This is a genomic window from Xanthomonas sp. CFBP 8152, assembly GCF_014199025.1.
GTDB lineage: Bacteria > Pseudomonadota > Gammaproteobacteria > Xanthomonadales > Xanthomonadaceae > Xanthomonas > Xanthomonas arboricola_B.
In genome coordinates, this window is record NZ_JACHNO010000001.1 from 80,808 (window position 1) to 96,532 (window position 15,725).

The following is a 15,725-nucleotide window of genomic DNA, read 5'->3' on the forward strand; positions in this document are numbered from 1 at the left end:
GCCACGCCGGCCGTTCGCCGCCGCGCACCTGCCGCCGCGCGCGTTCCCGGCGTGGCCTGGCCGCCGACAGCCGCTGCCCGCGTCGCAAGTGCGGGTAAGATAGCGGCCCCACGCGACCCGGTGCCAGCGCCTCCCGGCACGGCCGTAGTCCGCGCAGCGATCGGTTGTCATGTCTGTCTCTCCTGTACCCACGTCCGCGACGCCGCGCTTCGCCGCGGAAGTGCGCACCACCGGCCTGCTCGCATTGCCGCTGGTGCTCGGCCACGTCTCCACCGGCCTGATCGGATTTGTCGACAACGTCATCGCCGGTCACCACGGCACCGCCACGCTGGCGGCGGTCACCATCGGCACCTCGCTGCTGTGGCTGCCGATGCTGGTGCCGATCGGCACGTTGATCTCGTTGACCGCCTCGGTCTCGCAACTGCGCGGTGCCGGCCGCGAGCGCGAGATCGGCCCGCTGTTCCGCCAGGCCCTGTGGCTGTCGCTGGGACTGGGCGCGGTGATGTTCGCATTCCTGAGCGCGGTGCCGCCGCTGCTGCCCACCTTCGGGATTGCGCCGGACATCGTGCCGGGCGCGACCGACTTCCTGCATGCGGTGCGCTGGGGCGGTCCGGCGCTGACGTTCTACTTCTGCATGCGCTATCTCAGCGAGGGCATGCACTGGACCCTGCCGACCATGCTGCTGGGCTTTGGCGGCCTGCTGGTGCTGGCGCCGCTGGGCTACGCGCTGACCTATGGCAAGTTCGGCTTTGCCGAGCACGGTGCGCAGGGGCTGGGCATGGCTTCGGCGATCACCATGTGGGTGCAGGCCAGCGTGTTTGCGCTGTATCTGTGGCGCTCGCGGCGCTTCGCGCATCTGCAGTTGTTCGCCCATTTCGAGGGGCCGCGCTGGCGTGCGATCGGCGATCTGTTGCGCACCGGTCTGCCGATCGGCATCACCGTGCTGATGGAAGGCGGGCTGTTCATCGTCACCGCCTTGCTGATCGGCCGGCTCGGCTCCACCGAAGCGGCCGCGCACCAGATCGCGATCAACGTCGCGCAGCTGTGTTTCATGATTCCGATGGGCGTGGCCGAGGCGACCACCGTGCGGGTCGGGCATGCGGTCGGGCGCGGCGATCCGCTCGGCATGCGGCGTGCGGCCTGGGCCGGTTACGCCATCGTGCTGGGCACCCAGGCGCTGTCGGCCAGCGTGCTGTTGCTGGGCCACGATGCCATCGTGAGCGTCTATACCGACGATGCGGCGGTGGCCGCGCTGGCCTCGGTGCTGCTGCTGTTTGCCGCCACGTTCCAGTTTCCCGACGGCATTCAGGTGCTTTCCAGCGGTGCCTTGCGGGGGCTCAAGGACACCCGTGTGCCGATGTTCCTGGCGATGTTCTCGTACTGGGGTGTCGGCATGCCGATCGGGGCCGGGCTCGGCCTGGGGCTGGGATGGGGGCCGCAAGGCATGTGGATCGGCCTGATTCTGGGCCTGACCGTGGCGTCGGTCCTGATGGGCTTGCGCTTCCGGCAGACCAGCCGGCGGCTGACTGCCGGCGCGGCCCCCTGACTTCCAGCGCATGCCGCGCGTGCCGCGCAGCCGGTATGCTGGACACCATTGACTTGTATGCAGCGTCTTTCGACGGAGTTTTCCATGAACCACCCCGTGCGTCGCAGTCCCATCGCCAGTTTCTTCGTCGGCCTGTGGGATGTGATGAATTTCACCCGGCGCCTGATCTTCAACCTGGTGTTCTTCGGTTTCCTGTTCCTGGTGCTGCTGCTGTTCGTGGTGGCGATCGCGCGTGGCGACGGCAGCAAGCCGCTGGCCGAGCGCACCACCCTGGTGATCAACCCCGAAGGCACATTGGTCGAGCAGTTCAGCGCCGATCCGGTGAGCCGGTCGCTGGCCAAGGCGGTCGGCGACAAGAGTGCCGAGGAAGTGCAGCTGCGTGACCTGGTGCGGGTGATCGAGGCGGCCGGCAAGGACCGCAAGATCGAACGGGTGGTGTTGAACCTGGACAAGTTTCAGCCCTCCGGTTTCGCCTCGCAGCGCGAAGTGGCCGCGGCGTTGCAGAAGCTGCGCGCCTCCGGCAAGCAGATCGTCGCCTTCAGCGAAAGCATGAGCCAGGGCCAGTACCTGCTGGCCGCACAGGCCAACGAGGTCTATCTCGACCCGATGGGCAGCGTGCTGCTGGAAGGGCTTGGCCGCTATCGGCAGTATTTCCGCGAGGGCCTGCAGGACAAGCTCGGCGTGGACGTGCATCTGTTCCGCGTGGGCGAGTACAAGTCCGCCGCCGAGCCGTACATCCTCGATGCCGCTTCGGCCGACGCCAAGGAAGCGGACCTGTTCTGGATGAACGATGTCTGGCAGCGCTACCTGGCCGATGTCGGCAACGCGCGCAAGCTGAGCCCGGCGCAGCTGACCGCCGGTATCGACACACTGCCCGAGGGCGTGGCCGCGACCGGTGGCGATCTGGCCAAGTTCGCGCTGCAGCAGAAGCTGGTCGACGGGCTCAAGACCCGCGAGGAAGTCGATGCGTTGCTGGCCAAGCGCGGCGTCGCCGACAGCGATGCCGACAGCGGCTTTCGCAACATCGGCTTCAACGATTACCTGAGCCAGCTGCAGGCGCAGCGCTCGCCGATGGACAGCCGTCCGCAGGTGGCGGTGGTGGTGGCCGCTGGCGAGATCAGCAGCGGCGAGCAGCCGGCCGGTCGTATCGGGGGTGAGTCCACCGCCGCGTTGCTGCGTCAGGCGCGCGACGACGAGGAGGTCAAGGCGGTGGTGCTGCGCGTGGATTCGCCCGGCGGCGAAGTGTTCGCCTCCGAGCAGATCCGTCGCGAGGTGGTCGCGCTCAAGCAGGCCGGCAAGCCGGTGGTGGTGTCGATGGGCGATCTGGCCGCCTCGGGCGGTTACTGGATCAGCATGAATGCCGATCGCATCTATGCCGACCCGTCGACCATCAGTGGCTCGATCGGCATCTTCGGCATGGTGCCCAACCTGACCCGCGCGCTGGACAAGATCGGCGTGCATACTGATGGCGTGGGCACCACGCGGTTTGCGGGCGCCTTCGACATCACCCGTCCGCTGGACCCGGCCGCCGGCCAGGTGATCCAGGCGGTGATCAACAAGGGCTACGCCGACTTCACCGGCAAGGTGGCGCAGGCGCGTCACCAATCGGTGGATGCCATCGACAAGGTCGCACGCGGTCGCGTGTGGAGCGGTGCGCAGGCCAGGCAGCATGGCCTGGTGGACGCGTTCGGCGGCATGTCCGAAGCGGTGGCAGATGCGGCCGACCGCGCCAAGTTGAGCCGCGGCAAGTTCCGCGTGCGCTATGTGGAAAAGCCGGCGACGCCGTTCTCGCAGTTCATGAGCGGATTTGCCGGCAGCCGCATGGGCGCCTGGATGCTGGGCGATTCGGGCATGGCGCGCGCACTGCTGGCGCGTTCGCTGCCGGAAGTGGATACGCAGCTGCGCTTCGTCGAAGACGCGGTGCACGACAGCAAGGCGGGCGGCACCCCGGTCAAGTCGCTGGCGTACTGCTTCTGCGGATTCTGACGCGGCAGGTTTGCAGCATGATGGATCGATAACGCCGGCTTCGTGCCGGCGTTATCGTGTCTGCGCCAGTGGCGCCTGTGTCATGCAGCGTCGGCGCATTTCCGCAAACAGTGCATCAAGCGCGAATGCCGGAGCCCGCGCGTCATTTCGACTGCCTGCCGCCGTCTACGACCTACGTCCGCGACGCGCTGGCGTGATGCGATGCGCTCACTGCGTGGCCGCATCGATCGCCTTGCGTTGATCGTCTGCAGCCTGATCGGTTGCCGCCTGCACTGCGTGCGCCTTGTTCAACGGCTCCTGGATGTGGTCGCGCAGGGCGGTGGCCTGCGGCTCGGGCTTCTGCTCGGTGGGTGCAGGTTGCGGTCGCTGACAGGCGCCCAGCAGCAACGTCAGGCTGGTCGCAAGAATCCAATGCCGTTTCATCGTCGTGACCTCGCTCGGGGTGGCGGTATCCTAACGCCCGGGCCGCAGGCATGCGTCAATCGCGCTGCCGCGGCCGTCTCCTGCGTCTTGAAAGAGGATCACCCACGTGACAACCCATCGTTGGCGGCTGGATGGACAGACCGCGCTCATCACCGGCGCCAGCGCCGGCATTGGCTTTGCCATCGCGCGCGAATTGCTGGCCTTCGGTGCGGATCTGCTGATGGTGGCGCGCGATGCCGATGCGCTGGCGCAGGCGCGCGACGAGTTGGCCGAGGAATTTCCCGGGCGCGAGCTGCATGGGCTGGCCGCCGACGTGGCCGACGATGAAGAGCGGCGCGCGATTCTGGATTGGGTGGAAGACCATGCCGATGGCCTGCATCTGCTGATCAACAACGCCGGCGGCAACATCACCCGTGCGGCGATCGATTACACCGAAGACCAGTGGCGCGGCATCTTCGAAACCAATGTGTTCGCCGCTTTCGAGCTGTCGCGTTATGCGCATCCGCTGCTGACCCGCCACGCGGCCTCGGCGATCGTCAACGTCGGCAGCGTCTCCGGCATCACCCACGTGCGCAGCGGTGCACCGTACGGCATGACCAAGGCCGCGTTGCAGCAGATGACGCGCAACCTGGCGGTGGAATGGGCCGAGGACGGCATCCGCGTCAACGCGGTGGCGCCGTGGTACATCCGCACCCGTCGCACCTCCGGGCCGTTGTCGGATCCGGATTACTACGAACAGGTCATCGAGCGCACCCCGATGCGCCGCATCGGCGAACCGGAAGAAGTCGCCGCCGCCGTCGGCTTTCTGTGTCTGCCGGCAGCCAGTTACATCACCGGCGAATGCATCGCAGTGGATGGCGGGTTCTTGCGTTACGGGTTCTGACACGCCTGCGCGCGTGGTGACGCGGACAGTGCGTGTGCATGGCACCGTAAGATGCGCAGGCATGCGCCGAGCCGACGGCGCGCCTGTCCTGTCCGCTGGCGCCTGCGCGCAATGCAGGCGACAGCGCAGCCGGCCCGCTTGCGTGCGGCTCACTGCACTGTGCATGTCATCCGGAGACCGCTGACGGTTGCAGTGGCTCGAAAGAATCAGCCCGGCAAGCACAGCGCCGGCACGCTGGCTGCTGTGCGCTGCATCGCCGGTTGCAGCATCACGGCGTGGCGGACGGATTCGCGCAGCGGCTTTCGTCCAGCACCCGACGCATCTGCGCGTAGCGCTGCTTGCGCTCGGCCGATTGCGCCTCGTCGGAGAAATGCCAGGTCGATTCGGCCTGCTCGGCACGCTGACGCCAGGCCTCGCACAGGGTCTGGTCCGGCACCGGTGCGCAGCGATCGGTGACCACTTCGCAGGCGCTGCCGCCGCCGGTCGCCGGCCCACCCGCCAGGTTGGTGGTCTGCATCGGCAGGCAGCGCGTGGCCGGCTCGCGGTCTTCGGTGAAATAGCGCCCGTTGTCGTGCGCGGTGCATTCGAACAAGGGTGGCGGTGGCAGCGTGGATATCGAGGACGTGGCAGCTGGCGTCGGTGCCACCGGTACCGGTGGCGCAGCCGGGGCGGCAGCGGAGACATCGGCCTTAGGCGTGGTCCGCGGCTGCGTCGCGGGCGCTGTACGCGCAGGCGATGCTGCGCCCGCGACGCCCGGCGTCAACGGCACCGCGGCCGGTGCCGTCATCAGTTTCTTTTGCTGCTGCATGCCTTTCGGGCACGGCATGTTCTGCACGGTAAGCGCGCCGCTGGGATCGGTGCATCGATAGATCGCCACTTCCTGTGCGCCGGCCCACGAGGCAGACGCCAGCAATGCCGCCCCTAGCCAGCGCTTCATGCGCCGCCGCAATCGCGCTGCAGGCGCGCGTCGATGCCGCGCTGTTCGCGGCTCAGATCCTGGCGCTCGCTCTGCAGGGCATTGTTGTAGCGGCGGATCAGTTCCCAGCGACGGTCGGCCAGGCGCGCGCAGACTTCCTGTTCGGGCAGGGCATGGCATTGATCGCGGATCTGCACGTTGCCGTACGGCACGATCACCGTGCCGCCGTAGCCGCCGCCGTTGTAGCCGCCTTGGTAGCCTCCCTGATAACCGCCGCCGCCGAAGCTTGCGCTGCCGCGCAAGCTTCCACCGCGACCGGCGCTTCCCTGCACCGACATCGCCGGGCGTGGGCGGACCGATATCGGCGGACGCTGGATGCCGCCGCCGTTGACCGGTGGGGCAATGCCATTGCCCACATAGGCCGGGCCCCAGGTCGGCACCCAGCGCGGATTGCCTTCCGGGCTGTCGCTGGTATAGCGGTCGCCGTCTTCGGTGGTGCACTCGTACATCGGCTGCGGCGGCTGCACGGTGATGATGCGCACCTCGCGCGGTGGCTGCGTGGCGACGGCGGCCGGGGCGGCAACGGCGCGCTGCGGTCGCGGTGGCGGATCCTGCGGGCGCTGCAGGTCCAGCACCTGCTGGCGGCCGCTGCTGCATGGCGCATCTTGCAGGGCGACGGTGCCGGTGCTGCTGACGCAGCGGTAGATCCGCACATTCGGATCCGGCTTGCTGGCGGTGCTGGCCGCCGACGCAGGCAGCGCGGTGGCCAGCAACAGGAGGGTCAGGACGGTACGCATGGCCGCAGTGTGCGCGTCTGCCCGGCTGTGGGCAAAGGGGGGCAAGGCGTCCAGGGCCGCCGCGCGCCGACAGGCGGCGCGCGGCGGCTGCTCAGTCGCGCAGGATCTGGCCGCTACGGGCGTCGCGGATCTGGGTCGGTTGCGCCAACGCGCCCACTTCGCCGTCCGTCACCCCGTCGATGCTGGCCAGCAGAGCCGGGTCCAGCGCCTGAAAGCTGCGTGCGGGTGGCTCACCTGCCAGGTTGGCGCTGGTGGACACCAGCGGGCCGCCCCAGGCCGTACAGAGCGCGGCGACCAGCGGGTGTGCGCTGATGCGCACCGCCAGCCCGTCATGTGCGCCGGTGACCCAGCGCGGCGCCTGGGCGGTAATCGGCAGGATCCAGGTATGCGGGCCCGGCCAGCTGGCCAGCACCTGCTGCTTGCGGGCCGGTGCCAGCGCGTCGAGATCCACCCAGTCGTGCAAGACATCCACGCTGGCGGCGACCACGATCACGCCCTTGTCGACCGGGCGCCGTTTGATCTCCAGCAGCCGCAGCACGGCGGCCTGCTGGCGCGGGTCGCAGCCCAGTCCCCATACCGCTTCGGTGGGATAGGCAATCACGCCGCCCCGGTTCAGGGTGGCGACTGCGCGGTCCGGGCTGAGCGTGTGCTGCATGCGGCGCCCTTAGCCTGCGGCCTTGCTCACGGTCTTCTTGACCACGCGCTTGGCGGCCTTCTTGGCAGCGGCCTTCTTGGCCGGCGCCTTCTTCGCCGCGGTCTTGGTGGCCGTCTTCTTTACCGCGGTCTTCTTGGCTGCGGCGTCCTTGGCCTCCTTGGCCGAATCCTTCACCGCGTTCTTCTTGAGCGTGGCCTTCTTGGCGCCGAAGCCCTTGCGCACCGGCTTGCCGGTGTCGGCCAGCAGCTGCTGCACCTCTTCGAACGTCAGCGACGCCGGCTCGCGATCCTTGGGGATCTTGCCATTGAGCTTGCCATCGCTGATGTACGGGCCGAAACGGCCGTTGAGCACCTGGATGTCGCTGCCTTCGAAGTCCTTGATCACGCGGTTGCGCGCGATCTCTTCCTTCTCCTCGATCAGGAACACCGCGCGCTCCAGGTCGATGGTGTACGGGTCGTCCTCCTTCTTCAGCGAGGCATAGACGCTGCCGCGGCGCGCGAACGGGCCGAAGCGGCCGATGCCGACGCTGACGTCCTGTTCCTTGTCCTGGCCCAGCGCGCGCGGCATCTTGAACAGTTCCAGCGCGTCTTCGATGGAGATCGAGTAGATGCTCTGGCCCGGTCGCAACGAGGCGAAGGTGGGCTTTTCCTCGTCTTCGACGGTGCCGATCTGCACCATCGGGCCGAACCGGCCGATGCGCGCGCTGACTTCCTTGCCGCTGACCGGGTCGGTGCCCAGCACGCGCACGCTGCCAGCGTCGGTCTTGTCCAGCGAATCCTTCTTGTCCTCGACCAGTTCCTTGAACGGGCCCCAGAACTTCTCCATCAGCGGGATCCACTCTTCCTCGCCACGCGAGACCGCATCCAGCTCGTCTTCCAGCTTGGCGGTGAAGTCGTAATCCACGTAACGGGTGAAATGCCCCGACAGGAACTTGGACACGGCGCGGCCCACGTCGGTGGGACGGAAGCTGCGGCCTTCCATCTCCACGTACTTGCGGAACTGCAGGGTCTGGATGATCGAGGCGTAGGTGGACGGCCGGCCGATGCCGTATTCCTCCAGCGCCTTGACCAGCGCCGCCTCGGTGAAGCGCGGCGGCGGCTGGGTGAAATGCTGATCGGTGACGATGCGATCCAGCGGGATGTTGTCGCCGGCCTTCATCAGCGGCAACTTGCGGCCCTCGTCCTCGTCCTCGCTGCTCTTGGTGTCCTTGCCTTCCTCGTAGACCGCCAGGAAGCCGGGCACCACCACGGTGGTGCCGCTGGCGCGGAACACGTGCGCGCTGCCGGCCGACAGATCGACGCTGACGGTGTTGAGCGTGGCCGGGATCATCTGGCAGGCCACTGCGCGGCGCCAGATCAATTCGTACAGGCGACGCTCGTCGTCGGACAGGAAGCGTGCCACCTGCGCCGGGGTGCGCAGCGCCGAGGTCGGGCGCACCGCTTCATGCGCTTCCTGTGCGTTCTTGGACTTGGTGGTGTAGGCGTTGGGCTGGTCCGGCAACGAAGCGGTGCCGAAATCGCGCGCGATCACATCGCGGATTTCCGACAAGGCGTCCTGCGACAGGTTCACCGAGTCGGTACGCATATAGCTGATCAGACCGACCGAGCCTTCGTCGCCCAGCGCCACGCCTTCGTACAGCTTCTGCGCCACCTGCATGGTCTTGCGGGTGGTGAAACCGAGCTTGCGCGAGGCTTCCTGCTGCAGCGTTGAGGTGGTGAACGGCGGGGCAGGGCGACGCTTACGCTCCTTGCTGGCCACATCGGTGACATGCAGCACGCCTTGCGCGGCCTGCTGGATGCGCAGCCGCGCCGCTTCGGCGGTATCGCCATCGGTGACGGTGAACTGCTCGAACTTCTGCCCGTCCAGCTTGATCAGGCGCGCATTGAACGGCTGCGACGGATGCCGGCAATGCGCATCGATGGACCAGTATTCGCGTGCGATGAAGGCTTCGATCTCTTCCTCGCGCTCGACGATCATGCGCAGCGCCGGCGATTGCACGCGGCCGGCCGACAGCCCGCGCTGCACCTTGCGCCACAGCACCGGCGACAGGTTGAAACCGACCAGATAGTCGAGTGCGCGACGGGCCTGCTGCGCATCGACCAGATCGGCCGCGATCGCGCGCGGCTTGAGCATGGCTTCCTTGATCGCGCGCGGGGTGATCTCGGTGAACACCACCCGCTGCATCGTCTTGTCCTTGAGCAGTCCACGCTCTTTCAGGATCTCGGCGATGTGCCAGCTGATCGCCTCGCCCTCGCGGTCCGGGTCGGTCGCCAGATAGATGTCGTCGGCGCCCTTGGCCGCGCGCGCAATGGCTTCGACATGCTTCTCGTTCTTTTCGATCAGGTCGTAGCGCATCGCGAAGCCGTTGTCCGGATCGACCGCGCCTTCCTTGGGAACGAGATCGCGCACGTGCCCATACGAGGCCAGGACGGTGAAGTCCTTGCCGAGGTATTTATTGATCGTCTTGGCCTTGGCAGGCGATTCGACGATGAGCAGGTGCTTGGGCATGGTGGCGAATTCTTTGGGCAGAGCCCGGGGGGCGGGTAGCGTGGCCTAATTGGCCGGTGGAGGGAAGCAGATCGAATGGTTCCCACAGGTCAACGCCCGGGAAACGAGCCCGGGCGTTCAGTTCTCTTACTAGAAAGATCACGGCGGACGCCGCCGTGTCAAGCGGCCAGAGCCGCCAACTGCTAGCTCTGGCTCATTCCGATGGCGGCGAGCAGGAAGGCGACCGCCACGACCGTGAGCACCAACAGCACCGCATAAATGGCCAGGACCACGATGGTGACCGTGTCCAGACCCCTGGATTGCCGCTCCGGGTGATCCGTGAACGCCCAGCGGTCCACCACCAGGGTGTCGCACACCTTGTCGTGCGGAGCCTGCTTGCGCGTGGTCATGCCGGCCATGAACGCCGCCACGATCATGCCGATGCCCAGGGTGAGCACAGTGATCAGCATGTAGGCCAGATAGCGCAGCACATTGCGCCAGAAACCGACCCGGCCGCCGTTGCTGTCGGCGCGCACCAGCTTGATGCCGCAGGCGAGCTTGCCCAGGCTGGCCTGGTGCCGGCTGGACTGCATCCAGGCGAAATACAGCGTCGGGATCGCCAGACCGATGCCATAGGACATCACCAGGATCGCAATGCCGAGCGCGCTGCCGTCGTCCAGCGCCGAGCCGGAATCGCCCCGGGTGGTCGCCAGCGCCACGACGAACACCAGCGGGACCACGATCAGGTACACCGCAAAGCTGGTGATCAGGCTGTCCAGGATGCTGGCGGCCACGCGCCGCCACAGGCCAGCGTAGACGACCGGGGCATCGCGCAATGCGACGCTTGCCGCGGGCGCGGCGACGGAATCCCAGGCGCCTGGAAGCGGCGCGCCGGCCGGTGGTTGCGACACGGCATGCGCGGGTGTTGCAGGCGCGTGGGAGGTGTCGGTCAGGAGCGGGCTCGATGCCGCCGGGGTTGCCGCAGGGTCTGCCGGCGTGGTGGGCCACGCCGCTGGATCTGTCAGCGCAGTCTGCCCGCTCGACGGACGCTGCAGGTGGTCGGCTACGGCAGGGTGATCGGCAAGCCCGGAGTCGGACCGCCCGAGCGCAGCGTCTGCCGCCGGGCCGGCAAACGGCGCATCTGCGGCAGGCGTGTGATCCACCGCGATGCTGGTTGGGTGAACCGTCGCCTGCGGCTCACTGTGCGCAACGTTCACCGGCACATCTCCGACGCTCGGCGCGGCGGTGTCGATCCCCAGCTCGGCCGCGACCTCGCCCAGTGCGACCCATTGCGGCAAGCCTTCGCGCCAGACCAGGCTGGATGCGTCGATCAGGCCTTCCGACAGGCGCGCGCGAAGCGTGTCCGTGTCCACCGGCCCCTGGCGCTCGCGTTGTGCGTCGGCGTAATACCACTGCGTCATTGAAGTCCCCTTGCGTGAAACGATTGACTAGCCGCGGCAGTCCGGCGGAAGTTGGTTGTCGTCGATCTCGGAGCTGCACTGCCAGCTGCCGGCGTCCGCGTCGAAATCCAGCCACAGCGCCTTGCCGTCGATCCTGGTCATTTTCGGCGCATGCAGCAGCGCCTCGACTCCGCAGTCGGTGGTGTCGAAACGGCCGATCTGCACGCTGGTCAGGACATCGGTTGCATACTGCTCGGGCGCGAGAAAGCCGGTGTCGCCGTTGACCGGGCAACGGCCCTGCTGCGCCAGAAATTCGGCGATCTGCGGCTTCAAGGGCGCCAGTGCCGTGATCGCCTGGGCGACCTTGGTGCGCGCGGTGTAGTCCTGGTAAGCCGGCAGCGCGATCGCCGCCAGGATGCCGATCATCGCCACCAGCACGAACATGCCCACCACCGCGCCCAGCACCAACGCCAGCGGCCAGCCCGGTCCGTTGCTGGGCAGGCGATGCGCTGACGAAGAGGGTGCACTGACGGCGGCGTTGTGAACAGCCGCTGGCGGAACCGGCGGCAGGGGCGGCGGCTGCGCTGCGGCGCGCAGATCGGTGGACATCGGTGGCCCGAGCTCGTCGGCGCACGCAGACAGCGGCACCCAGCGGGCAAATCCGTCGCGCCAGACCAAGGTGTCCAGCGCGATCGCGTGATCGCGATACAACGCCAGCAATGCCTCGTCGGCCACGGGGCCACGCCGATGGCGGTTGCCTTCGGCGTAATACCAACTGCTCATTGCCGTTCCCTCGCACGCTTCCGTTGCGGCTTCCGCCTCAGTGTACGGGTTCAGGCTCGTCCAGGAACATCTGCGTTTCCATCCAGGCGTAGGCCGCTTCGGCACCCGGCTGGTTGAACAACACCATCAAGACCACCCATTTGAGGTCGTCCAGATCCAGTTCGTCCTGATCCAGCGCCATGGCGCGGTCCAGTACCAGCTCGCGCTGGTCGGCGTCGAGGATGCGGTGTTGCTCCAGGAACAGCAGAAAGCCACGGCAGTCCACGTCGAGCTTGTCCAGCTCCGGGCCGTGATAGATGCGTACCGGTCCATCGACATGCGGGCGCGCGACACTGGGCCGCTGCTCGGAGAGCGCGTCCAGCCAGTCGAAGGCTTTGCTGATTTCTGCGGGACTGAAACCGGCCTGGATCAGGCCATTCTGAAGCGAGTCACGGTCGCGGACCAGGTCCGCATCTTCGCTGAAATAATGTTCGAACAGGTACAGCAGTACATCAAGAATGCTCTCTTTCATTGCCCCTCGGCCTGCGTCGCGCGACGCTGTGGAGGTGAAGAAACTAGGGATTGCGGGTATAGCGACCGTGCTCGGTGACCACGTCTCCCTCCAGTTCCATGATGAGCAGCATGGAGGACAGCGTGGCGGCCGTCAATCCGGTGCGTTCGACCAGGGAATCCATAGGGGTTGGGTCGTGGCCCAGCGCCTGCCACAAGCGCTGGTAGTCCGGATCCGGGCGCGCCGGGCCGGCCTGCGGCGGTGTCCTGGCCTGATCAGTGGGGGCGGCCAGGCGCTGGCGCAAGGCGTTTGCCAGTTCGCCCGACAGCAGGCGCAGGCCGTCGATGACCTGGCCCGGCTCCTGCGCCAGGGTGGCGCCCTGCCGGATCAGGTGATGGCAGCCACGCGCGAGCGGGTTGTGCAGCGAGCCGGGCAGGGCGAACACCTCGCGCCCGGCCTCCGCTGCCAGCCGCGCGGTGATCAGCGCGCCCGAGCGCATGGCCGCTTCCACCACCAGGGTGCCCAGTGCCAGCCCGGCGATGATCCGGTTGCGGGCCGGGAAGTGTGCCGCGACCGGCCCGGTGCCGGGCAGGTACTCGCTGACCACCGCGCCACGCGCGGCGATGCGATCGCGCAGGAAATGGTGATTTGCCGGGTAGGCCACATCCGCCCCGGTGCCCACCACCGCCACGGTGATGGCCTCGGCGCTGGCAAGCGCGGCCTCGTGTGCGATCGCGTCCACGCCGGCGGCCATGCCGCTGACGATGGCCAGCCCGGCGCAGGCCAGGCTGGAGGCGAATGCACGGGTGTGGTCGCGGCCGCCGGCCGTGGCGGAGCGGCTGCCGACCACGGCCACGCCCGGGTGCCAGAGCGCGTCCGGGTCGCCGTCCACGAACAGGGCCAGCGGCGGATTGACGATGTGGCGCAGCAGGGCGGGGTAGTCGGGATCGTTCAGGCCGATCAGGTGATGGCCCGGCTGCTCGCACCACTGCAGGGCGACGTCCAGGCTGCGCGCATCGGGAGCCTGCAGCCGGGCCGCCTGCAGCTCGTCGCAGCCGGCGGCACGCCAGGCCTGGGGCCCGGCGGTCAGTATCTCGGCCGGACTGGCGAAACAGCTCAGCAGTGCGTTGCGCGGCGGGCTGCGGCCACCCGCCAGGAGCAGGGTCAGGAGTGCGCGCAGGTCGGAAGTGGGGAGGGCCATGCGTCCAGCCTGGACCGCAAACGTCGACGGCGCCCTCAGGCGCCGTCGCATTACCGCATCGGAATTTTTGCTTACTGCGCGTCGGGATGCTTGACGAAGTAGCCCAGGCCGGTCGGCTTGACGCTTTCCATCACCAGCGCATAGCTGACCTTGTCGAAGGTGCGGAACACCATCGCGTGCGAGGCGTATTCGTCGGGCAGGCCGACGGTGGAGCCGGCCGGGCCGCTGAAGTCGTCGTCGGCCCGCGAGAAGCGCGAATGCTTGACGCGGTCGCTGACCGTGCGGCCCTTGCGCCAGATCGAGAACACCGTGCCGTTGTTGATGCCCTCGCGGGCACCGCCGGAGATGGCGATCACATCGCGGGTGCCGCCGACGGTGAAGGCGTCGGAGATGGCCAGTACCCGCAATTCGGTCTGCAGGGCCTGGTCCGACGGCGGATGCGGGATGAACTGCAGGTCGTAAGGCTGCGCCTCGACGGCGACGATGCGGTCGCCGGCGCGTACTTCGCGGCCGCTGTCCTGCAGCAGCAGGGTGGCCGCCTTGGAGTTGCCGCCCGCCGCGCTGCGCGTGATGGTGCCGACGTTGACCTGCGCCAGTTCGTAGCCGAGGAACTCGCGGCGCGTGCTCGGCGCGATGTAGTTCTTCCAGATGTTGCCGGCGCCTGCGGTGATGTTGCCGGCCGCGTCGAGGTCTTCGTTGTGCTTTGGCAGGCTGAACTTCACCGTCGGGCGTACCACCGCAAAACGCTGGCCCGGCTGTGCATCGTCCAGGCCCACCACGTAGGCCACCTGGCCGGTGGTGGCGCGCGTGCGGCCGCCTTCCAGACCCACCACATACGGCAGCTGGTCGAAGTCGTCGGTGACGCGCAGGTTCTTCAGGAACGGCTCGACATCCGCCAGCGGAATCGCGTTGATCGGCGCTTCCTGGCGCGGGCCGGCCTGGACGGTGCCCTTGGCGACGCGATCCAGGTAGGCCAGGCTGATCACGTCGCCCGGATAGATCAGGTGCGGATTCTGGATCTGCGGGTTGGCCTGCCAGATTTCCGGCCACAACCACGGTTTTTGCAGGAAACGTCCAGCGATGTCCCACAGGGTATCGCCCTTGCGGACCACGTAAGTGTCTGGATGTTCGCCCACCGCTTGCGCGGCAGCGTAGGTCGCGACGGTCAGCATCGCCGCAGCGACGACCGTACGAAGTCGGTTCAACATGAGTGCCTTCTTGCCTGATTCCCCAACAGGTCTGCGCACTATAGTCCAGAAACCGGGGCGTCACGCAAGCATTGCGCTAGAATGACAGCGTCTTGCCGGCGCAGCGCCGGTGTTCCCCAGACGGGTAATCCCATGGCTTTGCTCCCTATCCTCGAATTCCCCGACCCGCGGCTGCGCACCAAGGCCGCGCCGGTCGACGCTGCCGAGCTCACCAGCCCGGCATTCCAGACCCTGCTCGACGACATGTTCCAGACCATGTACGAGGCGCCCGGCATCGGCCTGGCCGCCAGTCAGGTGGACGTGCACAAGCGTTTCATGGTGATCGACGTCAGCGAGGAAAAGACCCTCCCGCAGGTGTTCATCAACCCGGAGATCGTGAGCAGGCAGGGCGAGCAGGTGTATCAGGAAGGTTGCCTGTCGGTCCCGGGCATCTATGCCGATGTCGCCCGCGCCGATGCGATCACCGTGCGCTATCTCGACCGCGAGGGCAAGGCGCAGGAACTGAGCACCGATGGCCTGCTGGCGGTATGCATCCAGCACGAGATGGACCATCTGGACGGCAAGTTGTTCGTCGATTACCTGTCGCCGCTCAAGCGCGAAATGGTGCGCAAGAAACTGGCCAAGCAGCGTAAGCACGTAGCCTGAGGGCCGGGATTTGGGATTGGGGATTGGTGAAGCGGGTTTTTCTGGCTGCTTGCCGGATCCGTTGGTCCCCATGCCCAATCGCCAGGCGCGGCGCTATTGCGTGCGATTGAGGCGATGGCGCAGGCAGTCGCTGCGCGCGCTCCGCGTACTCGGAGGGGGCGAACTTCGGGATTGGGAATGTGGAATGGGCTAACCATTAGTTCTGTTGCCCAAGCCCCCTGCTGTGAATCCCGATGCCCGAATCCCCATTCCACGCCGCTGCCGCTGCTGCCACTCCCCAATCCCCACTCCCGAATCCCCGCCCT

Annotated in this window: 14 protein-coding genes; 4 read left to right on the top strand and 10 right to left on the bottom strand. The window is 67.4% G+C overall.

The features are described 5' to 3' along the window. The first annotated feature begins 169 nt into the window (after positions 1-169). Both FHT09_RS00345 and sppA read left to right on the top strand, forming a co-directional pair. Entirely contained in the window at positions 170-1,546 is a 1,377-nt protein-coding gene (locus FHT09_RS00345; protein WP_104607240.1) for an MATE family efflux transporter, read from the top strand. 84 nt (positions 1,547-1,630) lie between these two features. Continuing rightward, entirely contained in the window at positions 1,631-3,532 is a 1,902-nt protein-coding gene (gene sppA, locus FHT09_RS00350) for a signal peptide peptidase SppA (protein WP_104607241.1), read from the top strand. Between the two features lie 207 nt (positions 3,533-3,739). Here the strand turns inward: sppA and FHT09_RS00355 are convergent, their stop codons facing one another. Continuing rightward, positions 3,740-3,955 (bottom strand): hypothetical protein, encoded by a 216-nt coding sequence (locus tag FHT09_RS00355; RefSeq protein WP_104607242.1) that lies wholly within the window; start codon positions 3,953-3,955, stop codon positions 3,740-3,742. Between the two features lie 106 nt (positions 3,956-4,061). Here FHT09_RS00355 and FHT09_RS00360 point away from each other — a divergent pair, with 106 nt between their 5' ends. Next, on the top strand, positions 4,062-4,838 hold the full coding sequence (locus FHT09_RS00360; RefSeq protein ID WP_104536472.1) for an SDR family oxidoreductase: 777 nt from the start codon (positions 4,062-4,064) through the stop codon (positions 4,836-4,838). A 268-nt stretch (positions 4,839-5,106) separates the two neighbouring features. Here the strand turns inward: FHT09_RS00360 and FHT09_RS00365 are convergent, their stop codons facing one another. The 9 genes from FHT09_RS00365 to FHT09_RS00405 all read right to left on the bottom strand — a co-directional run bounded on the left by FHT09_RS00365 (position 5,107) and on the right by FHT09_RS00405 (position 14,775). After that, positions 5,107-5,775: a hypothetical protein gene (locus tag FHT09_RS00365; RefSeq protein ID WP_104607243.1), complete on the bottom strand. Its 669-nt coding sequence runs from the start codon at positions 5,773-5,775 to the stop codon at positions 5,107-5,109. Continuing rightward, positions 5,772-6,551 (bottom strand): hypothetical protein, encoded by a 780-nt coding sequence (locus FHT09_RS00370; RefSeq protein ID WP_104607244.1) that lies wholly within the window; start codon positions 6,549-6,551, stop codon positions 5,772-5,774. The genes FHT09_RS00365 and FHT09_RS00370 overlap by 4 nt, the downstream gene beginning before the upstream one ends. A gap of 91 nt (positions 6,552-6,642) precedes the next feature. Next, positions 6,643-7,206 (bottom strand): Sua5/YciO/YrdC/YwlC family protein, encoded by a 564-nt coding sequence (locus FHT09_RS00375; RefSeq protein ID WP_104607245.1) that lies wholly within the window; start codon positions 7,204-7,206, stop codon positions 6,643-6,645. Positions 7,207-7,215: 9 nt separating this feature from the next. Further along, positions 7,216-9,714 (bottom strand): DNA topoisomerase I, encoded by a 2,499-nt coding sequence (locus FHT09_RS00380; RefSeq protein ID WP_104645420.1) that lies wholly within the window; start codon positions 9,712-9,714, stop codon positions 7,216-7,218. Positions 9,715-9,896: 182 nt separating this feature from the next. Then, positions 9,897-11,114 carry an RDD family protein gene (locus FHT09_RS00385; RefSeq protein WP_104607594.1) on the bottom strand — a complete coding sequence of 406 codons (1,218 nt, stop codon included), beginning with the start codon at positions 11,112-11,114 and terminating at the stop codon, positions 9,897-9,899. A 27-nt stretch (positions 11,115-11,141) separates the two neighbouring features. Then, the gene (locus tag FHT09_RS00390; protein WP_184416796.1) at positions 11,142-11,876 is read right to left on the bottom strand and encodes a pilin; all 735 of its coding nucleotides are present in this window, start codon (positions 11,874-11,876) and stop codon (positions 11,142-11,144) included. A gap of 37 nt (positions 11,877-11,913) precedes the next feature. Beyond that, positions 11,914-12,387, bottom strand: coding sequence for a DUF494 family protein (locus tag FHT09_RS00395; RefSeq protein ID WP_003484452.1), 474 nt, complete (start codon positions 12,385-12,387; stop codon positions 11,914-11,916). Positions 12,388-12,430: 43 nt separating this feature from the next. Next, complete coding sequence (dprA, locus tag FHT09_RS00400; RefSeq protein ID WP_184416805.1) at positions 12,431-13,567, bottom strand: DNA-processing protein DprA; 1,137 nt, start codon at positions 13,565-13,567, stop codon at positions 12,431-12,433. A gap of 71 nt (positions 13,568-13,638) precedes the next feature. After that, a complete protein-coding gene (locus FHT09_RS00405) occupies positions 13,639-14,775 on the bottom strand; it encodes a LysM peptidoglycan-binding domain-containing protein (RefSeq protein WP_104536464.1) in 1,137 nt (378 codons plus the stop codon). A 132-nt stretch (positions 14,776-14,907) separates the two neighbouring features. On the opposite strand from FHT09_RS00405, the gene def reads away from it, so the two are divergent. Continuing rightward, positions 14,908-15,420 carry a peptide deformylase gene (gene def / locus FHT09_RS00410; protein ID WP_104536463.1) on the top strand — a complete coding sequence of 171 codons (513 nt, stop codon included), beginning with the start codon at positions 14,908-14,910 and terminating at the stop codon, positions 15,418-15,420. Positions 15,421-15,725 lie beyond the last annotated feature (305 nt).

What these genes read in the sequence shown, in the direction of transcription:
- FHT09_RS00345 (WP_104607240.1), top strand. Translation starts at nt 170, where the DNA reads ATGTCTGTCTCTCCTGTACCCACGTCCGCGACGCCGCGCTTCGCCGCG.
- sppA (WP_104607241.1), top strand. Translation starts at nt 1,631, where the DNA reads ATGAACCACCCCGTGCGTCGCAGTCCCATCGCCAGTTTCTTCGTCGGC.
- FHT09_RS00355 (WP_104607242.1), bottom strand. Translation starts at nt 3,955, where the DNA reads ATGAAACGGCATTGGATTCTTGCGACCAGCCTGACGTTGCTGCTGGGC.
- FHT09_RS00365 (WP_104607243.1), bottom strand. Translation starts at nt 5,775, where the DNA reads ATGAAGCGCTGGCTAGGGGCGGCATTGCTGGCGTCTGCCTCGTGGGCC.
- FHT09_RS00370 (WP_104607244.1), bottom strand. Translation starts at nt 6,551, where the DNA reads ATGCGTACCGTCCTGACCCTCCTGTTGCTGGCCACCGCGCTGCCTGCG.
- FHT09_RS00375 (WP_104607245.1), bottom strand. Translation starts at nt 7,206, where the DNA reads ATGCAGCACACGCTCAGCCCGGACCGCGCAGTCGCCACCCTGAACCGG.
- FHT09_RS00380 (WP_104645420.1), bottom strand. Translation starts at nt 9,714, where the DNA reads ATGCCCAAGCACCTGCTCATCGTCGAATCGCCTGCCAAGGCCAAGACG.
- FHT09_RS00385 (WP_104607594.1), bottom strand. Translation starts at nt 11,114, where the DNA reads ATGACGCAGTGGTATTACGCCGACGCACAACGCGAGCGCCAGGGGCCG.
- FHT09_RS00390 (WP_184416796.1), bottom strand. Translation starts at nt 11,876, where the DNA reads ATGAGCAGTTGGTATTACGCCGAAGGCAACCGCCATCGGCGTGGCCCC.
- FHT09_RS00395 (WP_003484452.1), bottom strand. Translation starts at nt 12,387, where the DNA reads ATGAAAGAGAGCATTCTTGATGTACTGCTGTACCTGTTCGAACATTAT.
- dprA (WP_184416805.1), bottom strand. Translation starts at nt 13,567, where the DNA reads ATGGCCCTCCCCACTTCCGACCTGCGCGCACTCCTGACCCTGCTCCTG.
- FHT09_RS00405 (WP_104536464.1), bottom strand. Translation starts at nt 14,775, where the DNA reads ATGTTGAACCGACTTCGTACGGTCGTCGCTGCGGCGATGCTGACCGTC.
- def (WP_104536463.1), top strand. Translation starts at nt 14,908, where the DNA reads ATGGCTTTGCTCCCTATCCTCGAATTCCCCGACCCGCGGCTGCGCACC.